This is a genomic window from Bacillus sp. BS3(2021), assembly GCF_021043345.1.
Classification (GTDB): Bacteria; Bacillota; Bacilli; order Bacillales; family Bacillaceae; genus Bacillus; species Bacillus paralicheniformis.
Genome location: NZ_JAJNDM010000002.1, coordinates 115,909 through 136,319 on the forward strand (window position 1 = coordinate 115,909; position 20,411 = coordinate 136,319).

The following is a 20,411-nucleotide window of genomic DNA, read 5'->3' on the forward strand; positions in this document are numbered from 1 at the left end:
TGTTGTGTGAGCCTGATTGACAGGCTCACGGATTCTCAAACTTTACTTTTTAAGCTGATTGATCAGTTCATCGTATTTTGGACTGTTAAGGAAATTTTCCACTGATATGTGTCTAGCGTTTGGAAGCTTCGCTTTTGCGCGTTCCGTTAAGTCTTTATGCGTAATGACGATGTCGGCATCTCCAGGCAGATTATTGATCGATGTATTGGATACGTCGATATCGAGTTCTGCTTTTTTGACTTTGTTTTTCAAAATCGATGCCCCCATCGCACTGGAGCCCATTCCGGCATCACACGCGAAAATGATCTTGCCGACATTTTCATAAGTTGCCTCTGATTCTTCCGCTTCATCAGCCGAAGTCAATGCAGAAACGGCTTGGCTCTTCTTACCTTTCATTTGCTGCATTTTTTCCGCTGCGGCCGTTAAATCTTCATCGCCGGCTTTAGACGTTTTCAAAATCAAAGAAGCTACAATGAATGAAACGGCTGCCGCGACGAGAACACCAAGGATCACACCGATGTGGTTGCCTTTCGGCGTCATCGCCAGCACCGCAATAATGCTTCCCGGTGAAGGAACAGCCGCCAGCCCCGCATTAAAGATGGAGAATGTCAGCACACCGCTCGCTCCGCCCGCTATTGCAGCCAGGATTAACAGCGGTTTCATCAGAATGTAAGGGAAATAAATTTCGTGAATCCCGCCAAGGAAGTGAATCACTGCAGCGCCAGGGGCGGTCTGCTTTGATGTGCCTTTTCCAAAAATCATGTAAGCTAAAAGAATCCCGAGACCCGGACCTGGGTTCGCCTCCAAAAGGAATAAAATCGATTTTCCTGTCTGGGCGGCCTGTTCAATACCAATCGGGCTCAAAATACCGTGGTTAATCGCATTGTTAAGGAAAAGAACTTTCGCAGGCTCTACAAAAATACTTGCCAATGGAAGCAGATTCGCATTGACGATCACTTCCACGCCGGCCGCCAATGTTTTGTTCAAGCCGAGCACCACCGGACCGATCGCAAGAAAGCCGAGCACTGCCAAAATGAAACCGAGAATTCCGGCTGTAAAGTTGTTGATCAGCATTTCAAATCCGGAACGGACCTTATCTTTGAAAAGCCTGTCCGTCAATTTCATCAGGAAGCCGCCCAGCGGCCCCATGATCATCGCGCCGAGGAACATCGGAATGTCCGCACCGACAATAACACCCATCGCTGCAGTCGCACCGACGACGCCTCCGCGGTGGTCGTACACCATCTTACCGCCCGTGTATCCGATCAAGAGCGGCAGCAGAAATTTGATCATCGGATCAACCAATGAAGCAAGCGCCTCGTTCGGCATCCATCCCGTCGGAATAAACAGGGCGGTAATGATCCCCCATGCGATAAATGCACCGATATTCGGCATGATCATTCCGCTCAAATAGCTTCCGAAACGTTGAATCTTTACTTTGAAATCTGGATTTTGTCTTTCTTCCATTTCATAACCCTCCTTTGTTGTCCTTTAAAGCCTGTGATAAAATAATGATGTCGAATAATGTCGGCTCCTTGTCTTTATATTAAAACGCTTACAGATGACTGCTCAATTGAAAGAAAACGGCACTTTGGCAGGAGCCGTGTGACAAAATTTAATAGTTTCATTTTTTAGTCTGGTTTCGGCTGCCGCGGCCGACTCGAGGAAAATAAAGGCTCGCTGAAGAATTGCATAAAAAAAGACCATTCCTGATTGGAATGGTCTTTCCAGATTGTTGACAAAATCCTAAAACGGTTTTCAGTTTTAGGATTTTGTCACCCTTTCAGCGTGATTGAAAACCCTTGCAGTCTAGGAAGGCCGAGCATCGGAGCGCAGCGAATGTTGGAATTCGTGAGCACCGACGCGCAGGCCTGACAACGAATGCGAGGGTTTCTCGACACGCTGAAAAGACCATTCCTGATTGGAATGGTCTTTCTTCATCATATTCAGCTTTTCAGCAGCCCGTAGCCCGCCGCTCGCAAATTTTCCGCCATCGCTTCATACCCTCTGCTGTTTGGATGTACGCGGTCAATTGACAAATATTCTTGTTCGTGTCCTTTAAAGACAGCATAAGTATCGATCACCTTGATTTGCGGAGCGGACTCGAGCTGTTTTAAATGCCTGTTAAAGCCGGAAATCCATTTGTCCGCTAATTCGATCGACGGAAAAGGGTTGTATAAATTGAGAAGACGGACGAGGTAACGCGTATCTTTGTCTCCCTTTATGTCTCCGATTTTCTCAAGCATGCCTGAGTAGTTTTTCTGACAGTGTGAGGAAGCTTCCAAAAAGACGTGTTCATCCTTTTCTTTTTCATATATCTCCAGCGATTGCAGAAGGTCATTGCCGCAGCCCGTTATCGTGATGACGTCCGCTTTTTTGACCTGTTCCATGATGAACGGCTCGTTCAGCATCGCCAGAATGTCCGACGTTTCAAGACCCGATTTCGCAAATACAAGCAAAGAAACGCATTCGTTCAAATCCTCTTCCATTTTCCTTTTATAGCGCTGGACAAACCCCGGCTTAAACAAACCTGCACCGACCCCGACGGTTAGAGAATCGCCGAGAGCCGTATATTGAAGCGTCATATCCTTTCCCCCTCCGGTATGCCGTTTTTTCGCGGCAGCTACCATATATGTACTCGGGAGAGGCTCGAAAGGATACTTTTCTTTTTTCCTAAAAACCTAACTTTCTCGAAATGTCAAGCGCCGCCTTTTTCACTCTTTCGGTCAAATAAGGAAGACGGTCTTTCTGAAAGCGGGCTTCAAACCCGGCGATGCTGATCCCCGCCGCGACTTCGCGCTTATGATTGAAAATCGGCGCGGCGATCGCAGAGGTATAATCTTCGAGCTCCGAATGACTGACCGTGCAGCCGCTCCGGTACGACTCATTCAAAATACGGATCAGCTCGTTCTTATCCCGGATCGTACCGGAAGCGATCGGCACCAGCTCTGTTTTCTTGATATAGGCATCCCGCTCTTCTTCAGGCAAAAATGTCAGAATGCTTCTTGCGCAGGCTCCGGCATATAAAGGGGACCGCCTCCCGATCGCTGTATAGAGGCGAACGGTCTGCGTGCCCTCAATTTTTTCTATATACATCGCTTCATTTCCCTGCCTCACGATCAAATGGACGGCTTCATCCACGTCATCGCGGAGTTCTTCCATGATAGGCAGAGCGATTTTTCGGATATCAAGCCTTTCTGAAACAAGGTGGCCGTATTGCAAAAACAGCAGTCCTAAAGCATACATCCCGTTCTCGTCACGGTCGAGAAAACCCATTTCTTCGAGAGAACAAACCATGCGGTAGACAGATGTTTTCGGCATGCCTGTCAGCTCAATCATGTCGCCCAGTGAGAGCCTTTCTCTCGTCAGGAACAGATTGAGCAGGGTCATAGCTTTGACAACTGTTTTGTTTTTATGTTCCATGCCTTCCCCCTCCTGATACACATCACACCTATCATAACATGTATTCAAGCTTCAATCGGGCGGAAAGTTCGCTGATTTTCGTCTCCCGTTCGATGTAAATGCGCTCTGCTTCCTGAAGGCTGACAAGCTGAAACTGTACCTGCTCGCCCGGCATCATCTGCGTCACCTGTGAAAAATCGGCGGATACGATATGGGCGATTCTCGGATATCCGCCCGCTGTCTGTCTGTCTGCGAGAAGAACGATCGGATTGCCGTCAGGCGGCACCTGAATCGTTCCGAACGATACCGCTTCAGAGATCATTTCCAGCGGCTGAGTGAGTTCGAGCGCTTCTCCTTGAAGACGGTACCCCATCCGGTCGGATTTGGCCGTCACCCGGAATGTATCCGCGAAAAAGCGTTCTTGCGATGATGAGGTGAAGCAAGCGAACTGATCGCCTTTGATGACACGAATGACCGGATTCTTTTTTAACGGGAGAAAATATTTGCGGTCGACAGCCCACTTCGGAGCCCCAAAGCCTAAGCCATCGCCATGGTCTGCAAGCTTTCTGTACATCGCTTCCGACAACGGCGTCGGGCTGCCTAGCGATAACACGTCTCCCTTTTGAAGCGCCCTTCCTTGAAAGCCGCCGAGCCCTGCTCTGACATATGTGCTTTTGCTTTCCATCACAGGCGGCACATCAATCCCTCCGGCCACCGCCATGTATGCACGGCTTCCGCGCTTGCACATGCCGAATGTCAACACACTGCCTTCTTTGATGAAAACCGGACGCCAAAGCGGGACTTCTTCGTCATTTACCATCAGTGAAAAGTCAGCGCCCGTCACCGCTATAAGAGCCGGTTTTTGAAAGCGGAGAGACGGCCCCGGTCCCATCAGCGTCACTTCAAGTGCAGCTTCGTTCTGGCTGTTCCCCGCGAGGAGATTGGCAATCCGCAAAGAATCGGCATCCATGGCCCCGCTGACAAGCACGCCGTATTTTTGAAAACCTGCGCGGCCCAAGTCTTGAACCGTCGTCATCAGACCCGGCTTTAACACTTCTATGCTCAAGATTTTCCCTCCTTCAGCGCGTGATACTCCTCTTCTGTCACGCTGACAAATTTCACGATATCCCCTGCTCTCAGAAGGCTCGGAGGCTGTTCATAAGGCTTGAATAATTCAAGCGGCGTATTGCCGATCAGCTGCCAGCCGCCCGGCGTTGAAAGGGGATAGACGCCTGTTTGCATGCCGGCGATTCCCACGGAGCCGGCAGGAATCGAAGTCCGCGGAGAGGACCGCCGCGGCGCGGCTATCTTTTCAGACATTCCGCCTAAGTAAGGGAAGCCCGGCGCAAAGCCGATCATATAAACGAGGTACTCACCCGAGGTGTGAATATCGATGACTTCCTGTGCAGTCAGTCCGTTGATGTCGGCCACTTCCTCCAAATCAGGGCCGAAACGGCCGCCGTAACAAACCGGAATTTCCACCGTACGCTGATTTGTTTCTTCTTCCATTGTGAGCTCTTGGAGATGATGTTCGATGAGGGCTTTTACCTTTTCATACGGAGAATCAACAGCCTTGCCGCTCTCCATCTTGCGGTATACTTCAAACGGCTGATAGAAAACGGTCACACTCGTGAAAGCCGGCACACACTCAATAAAACCGGGAAACGGATCGTTTTCAATCCGCTTTGTCAGTGCACTGACGACACGATGCGTCTGTTCGCTTATCCCCTCTCCGAGCTGAATGATAACCGCGGAGTCGCCGAGCGGGGACATTGTCACATTCGATAGATTTTTCATTCTGTTTCACCTTGCCTTTCATCCCCTTAAATCAAAAATCAATACAGATAAACCACTCTGTATTGATTTTGAGATCCTATAACACGCCAAATTGTTCGTCCCGAACATCGGTAACCAGCATATGGCCGGGCGAATGCGTGATCATCAGCTCCGGCTTTACGTGCATGGCGACGGCCTGAGGGGTGACGCCGCATGCCCAAAATACCGGAACTTCTCCTTTTTTTATCGTGACCGCATCGCCGAAATCGGGTTTTGCGATGTCTGTTATACCGATGGCTTCAGGACTGCCGATATGGACAGGTCCTCCGTGAACAGCGGGAAACCTTGATGTAACCTGAACGGCACGCACCGCCTGCTCTTCCGGAACCGGCCTCATACTGACAACCATCGGCCCTTGAAAACGGCCTGCCGGGACACAAGGAATATTCGTTTGATACATCGGAACATTTCGCTTTTCTTCAATGTGTCTGACAGGGATTCCGTTATTGATTAACGCTTGTTCAAACGTAAAGCTGCAGCCGATTAAAAAACCGACCATGTCGTTTTCCCATAAAGAATGGATATCGGTCACTTCATCCGCCAATTCGCCGCGCCTGTATACGCGGTATTTCGGAAAATCGGTGCGGATATCGGCATCCGGCGCCGTGATGGACGGAACCGGAGATCCGGGATCTGTGACATCGAGAATCGGACACGGCTTTTGATTGCGCTGGCAAAACAGCAAAAACTCAAAAGCGAGCTCTTTTTTCAAAATCACCAGGTTTGCCTGGGTAAAACCCCCGGCCATCCCGGCTGTCGGACCCGTTATTTCGCCTTTTCGAATCAGGGCCCTGACTTCGTCAGGGCGCATTTCATTTACATGACGCAACGATATCATCCCCATAACTTAGGAATTTCTTTGATTAACGTATAGCCTCCCATGACCGCCATGACAATAACGACCAGAATACCTGGAATTGTAAGCCAGATCGGATGCCTGTAGTCGCCGACGATATTCTTCTTATACGCGCCGATCAAAAGGGATCCGAGTGCGATCGGTAAGATTAAACCGTTTAATGCGCCGGCAAGCACGAGAAGGTTGACCGGCTTACCAATTGTTACAAAGCAAATCGTTGATACGATAATAAAGACAATAATAATGCCGCGTGAATTCTTTTCAATTTTCGGAGAAAACGTTTTAAAGAAAGATACGGACGTATAAGCAGCGCCGATTACAGATGTAACAGCAGCTCCCCACATGACGAGACCGAAGATTTTGTAGCCGATATTTCCCGCAGCAAGCTGGAAGACAGAAGCCGGCGGGTTATCCGGATTAATGTGCAGGCCTTTTGAGACGACTCCAAGTACAGCAAGGAAAAGCGCAATTCTCATGACAGATGTGATCAAAATGCCGGAAACAGAGCTTTTCGTTACTTCAGGAATCGCAGCCCTCCCTTTAACACCCGCATCAAGCAAACGGTGTCCGCCGGCAAATGTAATGTATCCGCCGACCGTGCCGCCGACAAGCGTCACAATCGCAAGAATGTCGATATTATCAGGCATGATCGTTTTTGTTACTGCTTCTCCAACCGGAGGACCGGTCGTAATCGCAACGTACACCACTAATAAAATCATGACAAAGCCCGCGATCAGCGTAAACCGGTCCATCGCTTTTCCCGCTTCTTTAATGACAAAGATCAAAACCGCGATCGCGGCGCTGATGATCGCACCCGTCTGCGGTGTAATGCCGAATAAAACCTGGAGGCCGAGACCGGCGCCTCCGATATTGCCGATGTTGAAAGCAAGCCCGCCCAGAACGACGAGAAATGCGATGACATAGCCGAGTCCCGGAAAGACGAGGTTGGCGATTTCCTGCCCTCTTTTTTCAGAAACCGCAATGATTCTCCATACATTGGTTTGAACGAAGATATCTAAAATGATGGAAACGAGGATGACAAAGCCGAAGCTTGCAGCCAAGCTCTGTGTAAAGACTGTGGTTTGCGTTAAAAATCCCGGCCCGATTGAGGATGTGGCCATTAAAAAAGCGGCGCCCAAAAGCAACGTCCAGTTGCTTGATGACGCTTTTGTTTTTTTATTTTGTTTCAAATGGTATTCCTCCTTTTGTCAACATCATGTAGAAAAAGCTTGTATTTTAATATCTGCTGCTCTGAGTTCACGGCGGATTTTTTTCGCAAACTGAAGCGCGTGTGCACCATCTCCGTGAATGCACACCGTATCTGCTTTAAGGCTGACATCCGTTCCTTGCAGGCTGCGGACTTTGCCTTCTTTGACCATGCGGATCACCTGACCGACGGCTTCATCATCATCATGAATCAGCGCATCATTCTGGCGGCGGGAAGTCAGCGTTCCGTCTTCCTGATATGTACGGTCGGCGAACACTTCGTGAGCCGTTTTCAAACCGGCTCTTTCACCGGCAAGCACAAGTTCGCTTCCCGCCAAACCGAATAAAATCAGTTCCGGGTCTGTTTGATAAACTGCACGCGCGATCGCATCCGACAGTTCCCGGCTTTGCGCCGCCATATTATACAGTGCGCCATGGGGTTTCACATGCTGCATGGTCACACCTTCGGCCTTTAAAAATCCTGAAAGCGCACCAATTTGATACACGACAAGATCGTATGCTTCTTCAGGCGTAATCGCCATATTGCGGCGCCCGAATCCCGCTAAATCGGGAAGTCCCGGATGCGCGCCGATTTTCACGCCTTTTTCCGCCGCCATTTTGACGGTTTTGCGCATGACGCCAGGGTCTCCGGCATGAAATCCGCAAGCGATGTTGGCTGATGTAACAAATTCGAGAATCTCCTCATCGAGCCCGATTTTATAAGCGCCGAAGCTTTCTCCAAGATCGCAGTTTAAATCAACTTGATTCATCAAATCCCCCCTATATATTGATGCACATTCGGTCGAATTTTAGTATATCCCTCATTTTGTTCCGATTTTCGGAACCTTAATTCCGAATAATCAAACTTGAATAGATTATATCAAGGATTTGCCCGCTTGGCATCATATTGTTAGAAAACCTCACATAAAATAAATCATTTTTCCTAAAAAGTTTTAGCTGAAAAACCTGATTTCACAAGGTTTTTTCAACTTGCTTCAGTCCATGAATATTTTTTATTTTGCACAAAAAAAAGAGCCGTAAATCGGCTCTTTTTTCGGCTAGGACAATACCCAATGCCTGATCGCTTTTGCGACTCCGTGTTCGATATTGGAATCCGTGATCCAGTCTGCGGTTTCTTTGACGATTTCCTGGGCGTTCCCCATGGCAACGCCTAAACCCGCTTCTTTGATCATGGCGATATCATTTAAACTGTCTCCGACCGCCATCACGTGTTCCATCGTAAAGCCGAGGCGCTCGCATACTTTTGCCAAAGCGGCCGCTTTATTGATCCCGATGGCGTTGACTTCAATATTGGTCGGGCTTGAATTGCTGACTTCCAATTCTTTGTTCTTTTTCAGCTCTTCCAGGACCCGGTTTCTGACGTCGTCATCCGGAATATCAAAGCCGAATTTCAGCCATTCATACGCCTGAATATCCTCAGGAAACTCGCCTCTCCACACTTTATCGACGCTGGCGGCCCAGAAATCGGTGTTGTGCAGATTGCGCAAATCCCACATCATTTGGACATGATCGGGATGAAGCAGCTGACGCTCGACCAGGTTGAAAGACGAATCCCAAATTTCACTGCCGTTTGCCGTGATCAAAAAAGAAGACAGTTCGAGCGACTCCGCCAACTCCCGGCACGTCATCAGCGTGCGGCCGGTACTGAGCACGACATAAATCCCTTTTTCCTCTGCTTCTTTAATCGCATTTCTGTTTTCATCAGAAATGGTCTGTTCATCATTTAATAGTGTTCCATCCATATCCAGAGCTACTAGCTTCACATCGATTCGATCTCTTTGACTGACTGACACGATATTTAAGATACCTCACTTTTTTTAGGCTTTTATCTATTCTAATATAAAAATCGGCCAGGACAAAGAAATCTTAAACGAGCTGTTCCGCCGCCCGTGCGATATGCTCTGCGGTCAAACGGTAATATTTTTTCAAATAATCGATCGTCCCGACCTGTCCGAAGGCTTCATGAACCCCGATTCTCTTGAGCGGAGCGGGATGATGTTCACTCAGCACTTCCGCGACTGCGCTTCCCAATCCGCCTATGACATTATGGTTTTCTGCCGTGACAATCGCATTCGTTTTTTGTGCATAGCGAATCACGGTTTCTTGATCGATCGGCTTGATGCAATACATATCGATGACCGCTGCATCGATCCCTTTTTCTTTTAGCAGTTCTGCCGCCCGCAAAGCTTCTGCGACCATGATGCCGCTGGCAAACAGCGCCGCATCGCTGCCGTCTTTGAGAACTTTTGCTTTTCCGTCTGCAAATGTTTCATGTTCATCATAAAGTCTGACCGCCTTTTTTCTGATCGTCCTGATATAGTGAATGCCGTACTCTGCCGCAGCCTTTTTGATCAAAAATTGGAGCATTGCTGCATCGCTCGCTTCATAAACAAAGGCATTCGGGATTAGCCGGGCGAGTCCCAAATCTTCAAAGGCCATGTGTGTTCCGCCGTTATGTTCAGCCGTAATTCCCGAATCTGAACCGAGAATCTTGATGTTTGTTTTGGCATAGGCACCTGAAACAAACAGCTGATCAAAGCAGCGTCTTGTCGCAAACTGGGCGAACGTGTGAACAAACGGGATTCTTCCGGTTAACGAAAGCCCGGCCGCAATCCCTATCATATTGGCTTCCATAACCCCGCAATTGATCACTCGCTCGGGAATGCGCCGTTTAATTTTGTCCATGGAAATCGAGCTCATCAAATCCGCTTCCAACGCCACGATGTCCGCGTTTTCCTGAGCCAGTTCATAAACGGCCGAGCTGTATGCCTGCCTCATTTCGACAGCATCCAGCTTGATATTTGCTGCCGCCTCATTCATGCCCTCACTCCCTTTTCTTCAAGCGTTATCATGATCTTTTCGATTATGCGATTTTGTTCATCATTCGCTCTAATGTGGTGGCTGTTCTCCATATTTTCAAAATAAGGGATGCCCTTCCCCTTCACCGTATCAAGGATGACGGCAACCGGCCTTTCCCGCTGGGCTTCTCCTCTTTTGATCGCTTGATAAATCGCATCCGGTTCATGTCCGTTTACCCTTTCGGAATAAAAACCGAAGGCTGAAAATTTGCTGACAAAATCCAGCGGATCAATAATATCTTTAGTCGGACCGTCCAGCTGTTGTTTATTATCATCCACAAACACATAAAAATTGTGGAGCTTATGGTGTGCCGCGAATTGGATCGCTTCCCAACATTGACCTTCATTCAGCTCCCCGTCGCCGACAATGACAAAGGTCCGGTTAGTGCGTCCTGAAAGCTTGTGCGACAGTGCGACTCCTGCCGCAGCCGAGATCCCCTGGCCAAGCGACCCGGTCGTCATATCGACTCCCGGTGTTAAATTCCGGTCAGGATGCGACGGAAGAGCCGTGCCGTTTTGGTTTAGCGTATAGAGCACATCTTCTTCAAAATAGCCGGTAAGATGAAGCGCTGCATACAAGGCGGGGCCGCCGTGCCCTTTTGAAAGAATAAAAAAGTCACGATCTTCCCACGACGGATTGGCGGGATCTATTTTCATCACCTTTCCATATAAAACGGCCAACACATCGGCGATTGACAAGCTGCCTCCATAATGCCCAAAACCGAGGTGATGAAGCTGTTTCAGTGTCAGCAGCCTGATTTGGTCACGAAAACGTTCCATATTGATTTCCTTCACTGACATCATTGCCCACTCCTTTATGCTTCAGCTTTATGATCGGACTTCCCCGCCTTTCCGCGTTTAAAGCCCAGTAAGACCGCACCGGCCACTACCGTTGCAATTCCAATTACAACTCCTCCTGCCCCCAGCAGTTTCAACGCATGCCCAAGCACGATTCCTGTCGCGGCAAAGTCGGTATCGGAAAATGTCGTATTGGCAAAGCCTAAATCACCCATGACCGGCAGCAGAAACACAGGGAAAAACGTAATGATCAGACCGTTGACAAAAGACCCCAAGACCGCTCCCCGTATCCCCCCTGCAGCGTTTCCGAAGACGCCGGCCGAGGCCCCTGTGAAAAAGTGGGGAACCACTCCGGGAAGAACGATGACGGCTCCGGCTGCTCCGAGAATCAACATGCCGGTGATGCCGCCAATGAAGCTGCAAAAAAAGCCGATTAGTACGGCGTTTGGTGCGTACGGAAAAATGATCGGACAATCCAGTGCCGGCTTGGAATCCGGCACAAGTTTGTCAGATATGCCTTTAAAAGCCGGAACGATCTCTGCGAGCACGAGTCTGACTCCCGAAAGAATAATAAACACCCCTGCCGCAAATGTGACCGCTTGAATAACGGAGAAGACAAGGTAATGTGTACCGCCGCTCAACTCGCGCTCCACATAGCCCGCCCCTGCAAATAAGGCAATCAAAACGTACAAGATGGTCATGGTGAGCGCAATGCTGACAGAACTGTCCCTTAAAAATCCGAGGCCCTTCGGAAACCCGATTTTTTCAGTCGAGCGCGAGCCCTTGCCTGCTGCTTTGCCGATTAACCCGGACACAGCGTAACCGATTGAAGAAAAGTGGCCGAACGCGACCTTATCATTGCCGGTTATCTTTTTCATAAAAGGCTGAACCATCGCCGGAAACACACTCATTGTCAAGCCGAGCGAAACCGCTCCGACGCCGATCAAAAACGGACCCTTCAAACCCGCCACCGCCAGTATGACGGCGATTAAACAAGCCATATACAATGTGTGATGCCCCGTCAAAAAAATGTATTTTAATCTGGTAAAACGGGCGATTAAGATGTTGGACAGCATCCCGAAAAACATAATCAGCGCTGTCGCCGTCCCGTATTCGTTGAGCGCCATCGCGACAATCGCTTCATTGTTCGGAACGACGCCGTTCACATGAAAGGCGGCTTGAAACATCTTTCCGAACGGCTCAAGCGAACCAACAAGAATACCCGCCCCGGCTGAAATCACGATAAAACCTAAAAACGATTTCGTCGTCCCTTTCACGATTTCATTGGCCGGCTTTTTTTGAAGCAGAAGACCGATAAAAGAAATGGCTGCAATTAATACAGCCGGCTGGCTTAACACATCCATCATCAGCTTTAGCGCTCTTTCACCCATTTGCAGTTCCTCCTTTTCTGTGATTAAAGCACTCCTTTTTCCTGCAATGTTTTAACCAGTTTTGTTTTCAGTTCATCCATGTCTATAATGCTTTCAAGCACGACGATATCCCGCAGGTGGGCTGCTCCTTCCGCGATATCTTTGGCAACGACAAACAAATCCGCTTGATCAGGAGACGCTGAGCTCAAATCCGAATGATCCACCTCGATCTCCATTAACCCCATTTCCTGCAAAATATCTTTAATATTCATTTCCAGCATAAAACTGCTTCCAAGTCCTGATCCACAAACTGCCAATATCTTCATGTTATCCCTCCTGTTTTTAATTGGATGAATAGGCTTCGATTAAACGTTTGATATGATCCAACGACTCGGTTTCCTTTAAGGAGTCCTGATTTTCTTTATTGCTGAGAAGCCGGGTCAGTTGGGAAAGCGCCTTCAGATGTGTCGTATGGTCAACCGCCGCAATGCAAAACAAAAGCCTTACCGGATACTGTTCATCATCCAAAAAATAGACCGGCTCCTTCAGTTTCAGGAGACTCATTCCCACCTTTCGGACGCCTTTTTCAGGTCTTGCATGAGGAACGGCAATCTCGGGGCCGATGATCATATAAGGTCCCATCTTTTTGACATTGTCGATCATGGCATCTGTGTATTCCTTCAAGATCACCTCCTTATCAAGCAAAGGCTTTGCCGCTGTTTGAATCGCTTCTTCCCAGCTTTTGATTTGGTCAGCCATTTGAATGGTTTCATCTGTCAGCAGATCTTTCAGCACTGGTCGTTTCCCCCTTGTTTCCGTCACTTTTTGAATAAATATAATATTTTTCAATGCTTCTCTTAGGCCTTTTTCGTCTATGATTTTGGCGTGCTTCTTGAGGATGTGAAGAAATTCGTCTGTCAAAAGCTCCTTTTGCTTCACGCCGAACAGTTCCTGATACACTTCATTGACAAGCCTGCTTTTTTCAGCGGGCGTCATCAGCGGCCCGACCATGTAGTATCGTTTTTTGGTTTTAAGCTCAACGGTGGAAAACACGGCATCATAACGGTCAAAGACGTCAGGTGTGAATGCCTGCAAAGACATCGCCTTCTCAACGACAATCTCTGAAAATAGCGATTCAAGCTGGCGCCTGACCATCAAGGATGAGCTGACACCGCTCGGACAAATGACGACAGCTGTCTTTTTCGATGATCCGGACTGTACCGGCTGCTCAAGCAATGCACCAAAGTGAATCGTGATAAAGCCGATTTCTTCTTCTGGAACCGGTTTGTTCAGCAGCGCTTCAAGGTGCCGCATCAGCTTTTGAACGATGGTAAACAGTTCTTTGTGCTCTTTCTTAATCTTGCTGAGCAGGGGATTGTGAATCGGAATGCGGTATTTCATTCTGAAATATGCCGGCTTCAAGTGCCGATAAAGAGATTCCGCCACCTCGCGCCTCCTCGGAAATGTGATGCATGCTCTTGATTCAAATTCAAACACAAGCTTTTCACACAGCTGATAAAGCGGATCATGCGCCGGCTGTTGTCCAAATGAAAGCCCGAGCAGCTGGATCAAAATGTAGCAAAGTTCGGTTTCATAGACGGGAATCCGAAGTTCATTCACAAGCCTTACGGCTGCGTTTTTCAGCGGACTTTGCTTTAAAAGCTCCCCCTCCTCCTGGTGAAAACGAACAATTTTTCCTTCGGCCACTCTGATCGAATACATCATCAGAAAGTAAACAAATTCATTGAGCCTTTCTTCAACGAGTTGAATCCTGTATTCTTTCGAGACAAGTTCAACCGCTCTTTTCGTTTCTTGTTGTGTGTGATCGCACGAGCCGGAAACTTTTAAAATATAATGAAGGATTTCTTTGCCGTAAGGCTTTTGCAGAAAATAAGAAAGGTGGTGCATGACAGGAACTCTTTTATCAAACTCGCTTCCTATTAAATGATAGCCGCGCTGTCTTGTATATCTGATCGCCACCAAAAACGGAGCCAGCGTCTCATTCGCTTTTTTCACATCATTCATGACCGTATTTTTGCTGACCTGCAATAACTGTGTGAGATGAGCGGATGAAATCGGCTCCCTGCGGACAAACAGGAACATGTACAAGGCTTTGATCCGCTCTTCCTGTGTAAAAATAAACGAGCGGCCGATGTCTGAACAGGCTTCGGAGAACCGCAATTCAAGCAATTTTTCCGGAACGGCCAGCCGGTTTTTTCTTTTATATTCGATTTCAGGCAGCTGCTTGCCGGTCAGCCAATGATTGATTTTGTCCAGGTCATAGCAGATTTGCCGTTTTGATAATTGAAAATGATCAATCAGCTGATGCATGGTCGCTTCTCTGACACGCAGCAAATATTGAAGCAATTGAGCCGGACGTTTCTCGTTGATCATTTTTGCGCCCCCCCTTATTGCCATCATATAATAAAGCGTTTTCATTTTGTTTGCCGATTGGGTACAATTCATGGGACTTCCGATCTTCAAGATTGGTCTGATATCCTTCTTTTTATCGTACAAGCATGAAAAAACCTCTCAAAAGGTGTTGAGAGGTTTTTTTCTATCAATCAGCTGTCATGCCAATATACTTTCATCAAATCTTCCGACCACTTCGGCTGTATGATTTGCCCTTTCGGAAGAAACTCTTTCATTACCGGTTTGATATCGATTACAGGTGTTCCGTCAATCGCATCCAACCCTTTCACTACAAGCTTGCTCCCGGATTTTTCAAGGAGTGTCACAACGGTTGCGCCGAGCCTGTTGGGTCTGTTTTTTCCCCGTTGGGCGAAAATGCCTGTCTCAGGATAGTTTTGATTGTTTCTCGGGCGCCTCGCCTGATATTGTATTTGATCCTCTTTTACTTGATGAAAGTAAAAGATAATGTCCAAATGAGAAAATGCTTCGATCCCTTTTAAAGCGTCCGGATGAATATCTTCAGCCAAATTAATTTCAGAAATCACATCGCCCCAATGATCATCCTGCGGCACAGTCCGCAAGTTTTTCACAAACGCGACAGGCTTTAATTCTATCAATTTTATCCCCCGCTTTCACTTCGCTTCCATAAAAATCCCGATCTCCGCTTTCGCTGCCGGTTTTCCGTTTACTGAGGCGGTTCCGTTGCCGAATAAAAACCCTCTTTTAAAGCGGGAAACTTCAAAATAAAGATCAAGTTTGTCTCCCACAAAGACCTTGCCGGTGTATTCAGCTTTTTTCACCGAAGACAGAAAGCCGATCTCAGCCGGGTCTTTGAGCGCAGTAAATGCAGCGGTTTGAGCCAGCGCTTCAATGATAATAGAAAATGGCATTTCCTTTTGGTTTTCCGTGATAAACCAGTCGTTTTCCGTTATGAATTTATATCCTTTCACCCATTTTCCCGGCTCGCTCTCAACAACACGGTCAATGAATAGAAACGGGTATCGATGCGGCAGTAGAGAATTGTTCACGCTGATCATCCTTTTTTACATGATTATACCGCAGTTTCATTTTTTTCTCTTTTATTTAACGCGATGACACAGAATGAAGCTGCTGAACGCTCAAACATTCCACCATGACAAAAAGCCGGGGTCTAAGCCCCCGGCTTTGCTTCATCAATTCGATTTCAGATTGTCCGGGAAGACGGTCAGATCCACTCCCCATAAATTCGGCAGAATGTAGAACACAGCTCCGACGATTAAAATCAGTGTGAAAATATTAATAACAAAGCCGGTTCGAACCATCTCGCTGATCTTCAATTTGCCCGATGCGAAAATAATTGCATTCGGCGGCGTGCCGACCGGCAACATGAAGGCGCAGTTTGCCGCCATTGCAGCAGGCACCATTAATGCGTACGGGTGAACATTCAGCGCTAAAGCGAGCGAGGCCAGTACAGGCAGAATCATAGTCGCCGTAGCCGTATTCGACGTAATCTCCGTCAAAAAGAGAACCAATGCCGCTGAGATAACAACAATGACCACAAAGTTAAATCCATCCAATACCGTAAGCCTTCCGCCGATCCACTCGGCGAGACCCGTTTCTTTAAAACCGGTCGCGAGCGCCAAGCCTCCTCCGAATAAAAGGAGAATCCCCCACGGCAAGTCCTTCGAAACCGACCAGTCCAATACCCTGCCCCCTTTATTGAGCGAAGGGATCAAGAAGAGCAATGAAGCTGCGAATATCGCAATCATTGTATCGTCAATACCGGGTATTTTGTCATCCCATAAAAATGTCCTCGTCACCCACATAAACGCGGCAAACCCGAAGACAAGCAGAACCATTGTTTCTTCAAAGCTCATCTTTCCGAGCTTTCTTTTTTCTTCGAGAATCAATTCTTTTCCGCCCGGAAGCTCCTTCATCTTGATCGGATGCGCCACTTTCGTCAAGTACAGCCATACCGCTACAAGCAAAATGACAACGACCGGAACGGCAAAAGCCATCCAACCACCGAAAGACACTTCAACTCCGTACAGCTTCTTAATATTGGCCGCCAAAATAATGTTTGGCGGTGTGCCGATTAGCGTACCGAGTCCGCCGATCGTCCCCGCATACCCGATGCTGAAGATCAGCGCTTTTGAAAATTTCGCTTCTTCTCCGGCTAAATCTTTTCTTTCAGATTTCATGACGGCTGATACCTGATGAATGATAGCGGTTCCAATCGGAAGCATCATCATGACAGCGGCCGTATTTGAGACCCACATGGACAAAAACCCTGTGGCCGCCATAAACCCGAGGACGATCCTTGACGTGCTCGTTCCCACTACAGAAATGATATTAAGCGCGATCCGTTTATGAAGATTCCAGCGCTCCATCGCAAGTGCAATCAAAAAGCCTCCTAAAAATAAAAAAACGATTGGATCGCCGTAGCTTGACGTGACAGCTGCCCCTTCCAGCGCCCCGGTCAGCGGAAGCAGCACGATCGGCAGCAATGATGCAGCCGGAATCGGAACAGCTTCCGTAATCCACCATACCGCAACCCACAACGTGGTCGCCAATACCATTCTTCCTTCATGGCTCAGACCCTCGGGAAAAAAGAACAAAAGGACGGCGAAAAACAATGCAGGACCTAGCAGCAGTCCGATTTTCTGAGGCGTTTTATAGCTCGGCGGCTTTTCTTCCTTCATGGTTTGCTCCGACTTGATCTTTAAATCAGCATCTTTTCCCGCCCTGACAGGCATGGCGAACAAAAGCAGCCTCTTTGCTTCCCGGTGTGATCTCCAAAGCATATCCCATGCTGACACAACGCTTGATTTCATCAAAAATCCCCCTTCCCCTCTATCGATAAAGCGCTTACAATAGTAAATAAAAAGTAAGCTGCCGACTGTCGACAGTTATAACTTAATTATAACGGACAGCTAATGGCAGTCAACACTTTTTTGTCACAAAATACTCAATATTATGGTAATTTTAGGTTGATGGTATTTCTCTCTTTTTGCTAGACTATTAGTGATTTCCGCAGTGAAAAATAAACGAGGTGAACAGCGTGAAGTTTTCCATACAACGTGCAGTCTCTTATCATGATCAAGTCCATCATTATTTAAAAGATATGATTATTAAAGGAGGATATCGACCCGGCGAACGGATCTACGAATCCAAAATCGCCAAGGAGCTGCAAGTGAGCCGCAGCCCCGTCAGGGAGGCGATTCGGACACTTGAACAAGAAGGATTATTATCGATAGATGATAAATCAAAAATTACAGTTTATGAACCGACAATCAAAGACCTTGAAGAAATATACCAATGCCGCCAGGCGCTCGAATCCCTGGCCGTTTCATTGGCAACCCGCCTTGCTTCAAATGCAACACTGGAGCTCATTTCCGAAACGCTCTCTGAAGCGCGTAAGCACCAGGAAACCCAAAGTCCGGAGTCGGCCAATGCACTTCTTCGCCTAAATACGCAATTTCATGATGTCATCATCGAAACGAGCGAAAACGAACGCCTGCAAAAACAGCTGCTTGATTTGCGGTCGCTGACCTTTTTCTATCGGAGCAAAAACCTTGAAAAACCGGCGCGCACCCTTGACATCATCAATCAGCACGAGGAGATTCTGCGTCACATGCAGGACAGAAATGACGCCAAGGCTGCCGAATCAATGAGGAAGCATATAGAGGCAGACCTTTGCTATTTAAAAGAGGTGTTGTTCGGAAGCAGTTCCGCACGCTAAAAAAGCAGGGTTACCCCTGCTTTTTTCAGCTCTGGCAGACAAATTCGGCTGTGCGGTTGATCCCTTTGATGATATCAGGAAGGCGGTCGCGTTCATTCACAATATGAACGCGCTGAAACCCGGCGGCTCCAGCCTTCTTCCCCGCTTCTTCCGTGAGGCAGACCGCCTGCAGACGGGCAGCCGTTTTTTCCGGATGGAGGCCGATTGTCTCAGCCTCGTTTACGAACAGCTCGACGCATGTTCGATTGGCAAAGATCACGATATCAACAGGAAACTCCTCGATCTCCCGTTTAATGATCGATGTAAAGCGGCTGTCGATCATCCTGTCATGTGTAATCAATACCTCACACCCGGAGTGCGGTTGATTTTGCACGGCTTCCCGGCTGCCGATCAGCAAACAGCTGTCCGAAACCGGCATTTCCGCCTGCAGAAAAGCGGAAAATCCCCGTTCTTCAAGAGCTGCTTTTACATGCAGATCTGAAGCGTAGAGCCGGCCGCGCATTTCCCTGACATCGATCTTCAAAGCGGCAAGCCGGCTGAAAAATCTGCGCAGTGACGCACTTGAGGTGAACAGCAGGCTGTCAAAAGAAGCAATTCGATCTAAAACTGTATCGTCAGGCACCGTTTCGAGTGATTTCCATTTCGGCCATTCAACAACTTCAGCGCCTTGTTCACGAAGCGTCTCCACCGGGACTCGTTCTTCTTCACAGCTTTTGACCGCCATCATGTTCAGCCCGATCAAAGGCTTTTCTTCAAACCAGCTGTTCTGCCTGAATGATACGATGTCGCCGATGACGATGATCGCGGGATTTTTAATTTGTTGCTCGGTTATTTTTTCCCTGATATTCTGCAATGTCCCTTTAACGCTCCGCTGCCGGCCCCATGTGCCCCATTGGATGACCATCGCGGGAACAAGGGGAGACTTGCCGTGTTTCATCAGCTGCTCGCATATATAACCAAGGTTTTTGATCCCCATGTAAAAGACGAGGGTTTGGACGCCTTTGGCCAGCCCTTCCCAATTCATTTCCGGTTTGCCCGATTTATCATGGGCGGTGACAACGGCAAAGGATGAAGCGAAATCGCGGTGGGTCACAGGCAGTCCGGCATAAAGAGGCGCGGCGATTCCCGATGTAATGCCGGGCACCATTTCGTACAGGATGCCGTGTTCGCTGACGGCTGCCGCTTCTTCTCCGACTCTGCCGAACACGCTCGGGTCTCCTCCTTTCAGCCGGACCACTTTGAGGCCTTTCAGCCCCTTTTCAATGAGCAGTGCATTGATTTCACTTTGTTTCATATAATGGCGGTCCGGGAGCTTGCCGCAGTAGACAAATTCACATGATGCTTTTGCATGCTCAAGCAGCCGGGAATTGACGAGCCTGTCATACAATATGACATCCGCCGCCTCGATCAGCTTTCTTCCTTTTAATGTGATCAATCCTGAATCGCCCGGTCCGGCCCCGACAAAATATACTTTCCCATTCCCCATCAACTGTCATCCTTCCATCTGCCGATTCTGTGAACGCGTGTTTTTTTAATAAAGAGGGAGCACATTCAGCGACCCTTGAGGCTTTTGACAATACATGTCTTTGAGCCGTTTAATAAACGATATACAAATCTTCGCCTTCAACGACCGTTTCGTATGTCTGAACACATCCTGTATCAGGCTCTTGGACTTTGCCATCTTCAAGGCTGATCTTCCAGTCGTGCATCGGACAGAAGACGAATTTGCCGCTTACCATTCCTTCGGCAAGAACGCCCCCTTTGTGGGGGCAGCGGTTTTCAATCGCGCGGACATTGCCGTTTGAAAGCTTGAATACCGCGATTTCCTTGTCCTCGATAAGCACTGTCTTTCCAAGCTGATTCGGCAAATCCCCGATCTTCGAAACAAACACCTTTGTTAAGTTCTTGTTCACCATGTGAATTCCTCCTCA

General features: G+C 48.1%; 20 protein-coding genes. 1 reads left to right on the forward strand and 19 read right to left on the reverse strand.

Translation table 11 applies throughout. The annotated features are described in order from the left end of the window. Window positions 1-42 precede the first annotated feature (42 nt). From LQ247_RS05940 to LQ247_RS06020, 17 genes are all read right to left on the reverse strand, one after another. Window positions 43-1,467 (reverse strand): PTS mannitol transporter subunit IICB, encoded by a 1,425-nt coding sequence (locus tag LQ247_RS05940; protein WP_231005707.1) that lies wholly within the window; start codon window positions 1,465-1,467, stop codon window positions 43-45. A 479-nt stretch (window positions 1,468-1,946) separates the two neighbouring features. Continuing rightward, a complete protein-coding gene (locus LQ247_RS05945; RefSeq protein ID WP_231005710.1) occupies window positions 1,947-2,585 on the reverse strand; it encodes a GDSL-type esterase/lipase family protein in 639 nt (212 codons plus the stop codon). 88 nt (window positions 2,586-2,673) lie between these two features. Beyond that, window positions 2,674-3,423 carry an IclR family transcriptional regulator gene (locus LQ247_RS05950; protein ID WP_023857908.1) on the reverse strand — a complete coding sequence of 250 codons (750 nt, stop codon included), beginning with the start codon at window positions 3,421-3,423 and terminating at the stop codon, window positions 2,674-2,676. A gap of 31 nt (window positions 3,424-3,454) precedes the next feature. After that, a complete protein-coding gene (locus tag LQ247_RS05955; RefSeq protein WP_025810102.1) occupies window positions 3,455-4,468 on the reverse strand; it encodes a biotin-dependent carboxyltransferase family protein in 1,014 nt (337 codons plus the stop codon). Further along, complete coding sequence (gene pxpB, locus LQ247_RS05960) at window positions 4,465-5,199, reverse strand: 5-oxoprolinase subunit PxpB (protein WP_020450206.1); 735 nt, start codon at window positions 5,197-5,199, stop codon at window positions 4,465-4,467. The genes LQ247_RS05955 and pxpB overlap by 4 nt, the downstream gene beginning before the upstream one ends. A gap of 76 nt (window positions 5,200-5,275) precedes the next feature. Further along, window positions 5,276-6,076, reverse strand: a complete 801-nt coding sequence (locus tag LQ247_RS05965; protein ID WP_257419528.1) for a putative hydro-lyase — start codon at window positions 6,074-6,076, stop codon at window positions 5,276-5,278. Then, complete coding sequence (locus LQ247_RS05970) at window positions 6,073-7,284, reverse strand: NRAMP family divalent metal transporter (protein WP_231005712.1); 1,212 nt, start codon at window positions 7,282-7,284, stop codon at window positions 6,073-6,075. Before LQ247_RS05970 ends, LQ247_RS05965 begins: the two co-directional genes overlap by 4 nt. Before the next feature lie 24 nt (window positions 7,285-7,308). Beyond that, window positions 7,309-8,070, reverse strand: a complete 762-nt coding sequence (gene pxpA, locus LQ247_RS05975) for a 5-oxoprolinase subunit PxpA (protein WP_023857912.1) — start codon at window positions 8,068-8,070, stop codon at window positions 7,309-7,311. 288 nt (window positions 8,071-8,358) lie between these two features. Beyond that, entirely contained in the window at window positions 8,359-9,114 is a 756-nt protein-coding gene (locus LQ247_RS05980; protein WP_020450202.1) for a Cof-type HAD-IIB family hydrolase, read from the reverse strand. A gap of 73 nt (window positions 9,115-9,187) precedes the next feature. Continuing rightward, on the reverse strand, window positions 9,188-10,141 hold the full coding sequence (locus LQ247_RS05985) for a transketolase family protein (protein ID WP_026580567.1): 954 nt from the start codon (window positions 10,139-10,141) through the stop codon (window positions 9,188-9,190). Next, window positions 10,138-10,980, reverse strand: coding sequence for a transketolase (locus LQ247_RS05990; protein ID WP_331000499.1), 843 nt, complete (start codon window positions 10,978-10,980; stop codon window positions 10,138-10,140). Before LQ247_RS05990 ends, LQ247_RS05985 begins: the two co-directional genes overlap by 4 nt. A 14-nt stretch (window positions 10,981-10,994) precedes the next feature. Continuing rightward, on the reverse strand, window positions 10,995-12,368 hold the full coding sequence (locus LQ247_RS05995) for a PTS ascorbate transporter subunit IIC (protein WP_231005716.1): 1,374 nt from the start codon (window positions 12,366-12,368) through the stop codon (window positions 10,995-10,997). 23 nt (window positions 12,369-12,391) lie between these two features. Next, entirely contained in the window at window positions 12,392-12,673 is a 282-nt protein-coding gene (locus LQ247_RS06000; protein WP_003179002.1) for a PTS sugar transporter subunit IIB, read from the reverse strand. Between the two features lie 16 nt (window positions 12,674-12,689). Further along, on the reverse strand, window positions 12,690-14,741 hold the full coding sequence (locus LQ247_RS06005; protein ID WP_035339231.1) for a BglG family transcription antiterminator: 2,052 nt from the start codon (window positions 14,739-14,741) through the stop codon (window positions 12,690-12,692). 170 nt (window positions 14,742-14,911) lie between these two features. Further along, window positions 14,912-15,376: a tRNA (N6-threonylcarbamoyladenosine(37)-N6)-methyltransferase TrmO gene (gene tsaA / locus LQ247_RS06010; protein WP_023857917.1), complete on the reverse strand. Its 465-nt coding sequence runs from the start codon at window positions 15,374-15,376 to the stop codon at window positions 14,912-14,914. A 15-nt stretch (window positions 15,377-15,391) separates the two neighbouring features. Beyond that, window positions 15,392-15,787, reverse strand: a complete 396-nt coding sequence (locus LQ247_RS06015; protein WP_023857918.1) for a 3-hydroxyacyl-ACP dehydratase FabZ family protein — start codon at window positions 15,785-15,787, stop codon at window positions 15,392-15,394. Window positions 15,788-15,931: 144 nt separating this feature from the next. Further along, entirely contained in the window at window positions 15,932-17,572 is a 1,641-nt protein-coding gene (locus tag LQ247_RS06020; RefSeq protein ID WP_023857919.1) for an SLC13 family permease, read from the reverse strand. Window positions 17,573-17,799: 227 nt separating this feature from the next. On the opposite strand from LQ247_RS06020, the gene LQ247_RS06025 reads away from it, so the two are divergent. Beyond that, window positions 17,800-18,480: a GntR family transcriptional regulator gene (locus LQ247_RS06025; protein ID WP_023857920.1), complete on the forward strand. Its 681-nt coding sequence runs from the start codon at window positions 17,800-17,802 to the stop codon at window positions 18,478-18,480. 25 nt (window positions 18,481-18,505) lie between these two features. On the opposite strand, the gene cobA is transcribed toward LQ247_RS06025, so the two are convergent. Beyond that, window positions 18,506-19,966 (reverse strand): uroporphyrinogen-III C-methyltransferase, encoded by a 1,461-nt coding sequence (gene cobA / locus LQ247_RS06030; RefSeq protein ID WP_231005718.1) that lies wholly within the window; start codon window positions 19,964-19,966, stop codon window positions 18,506-18,508. Between the two features lie 109 nt (window positions 19,967-20,075). Then, window positions 20,076-20,396: a nitrite reductase small subunit NirD gene (gene nirD, locus LQ247_RS06035; protein WP_020450192.1), complete on the reverse strand. Its 321-nt coding sequence runs from the start codon at window positions 20,394-20,396 to the stop codon at window positions 20,076-20,078. Window positions 20,397-20,411: the final 15 nt, after the last annotated feature.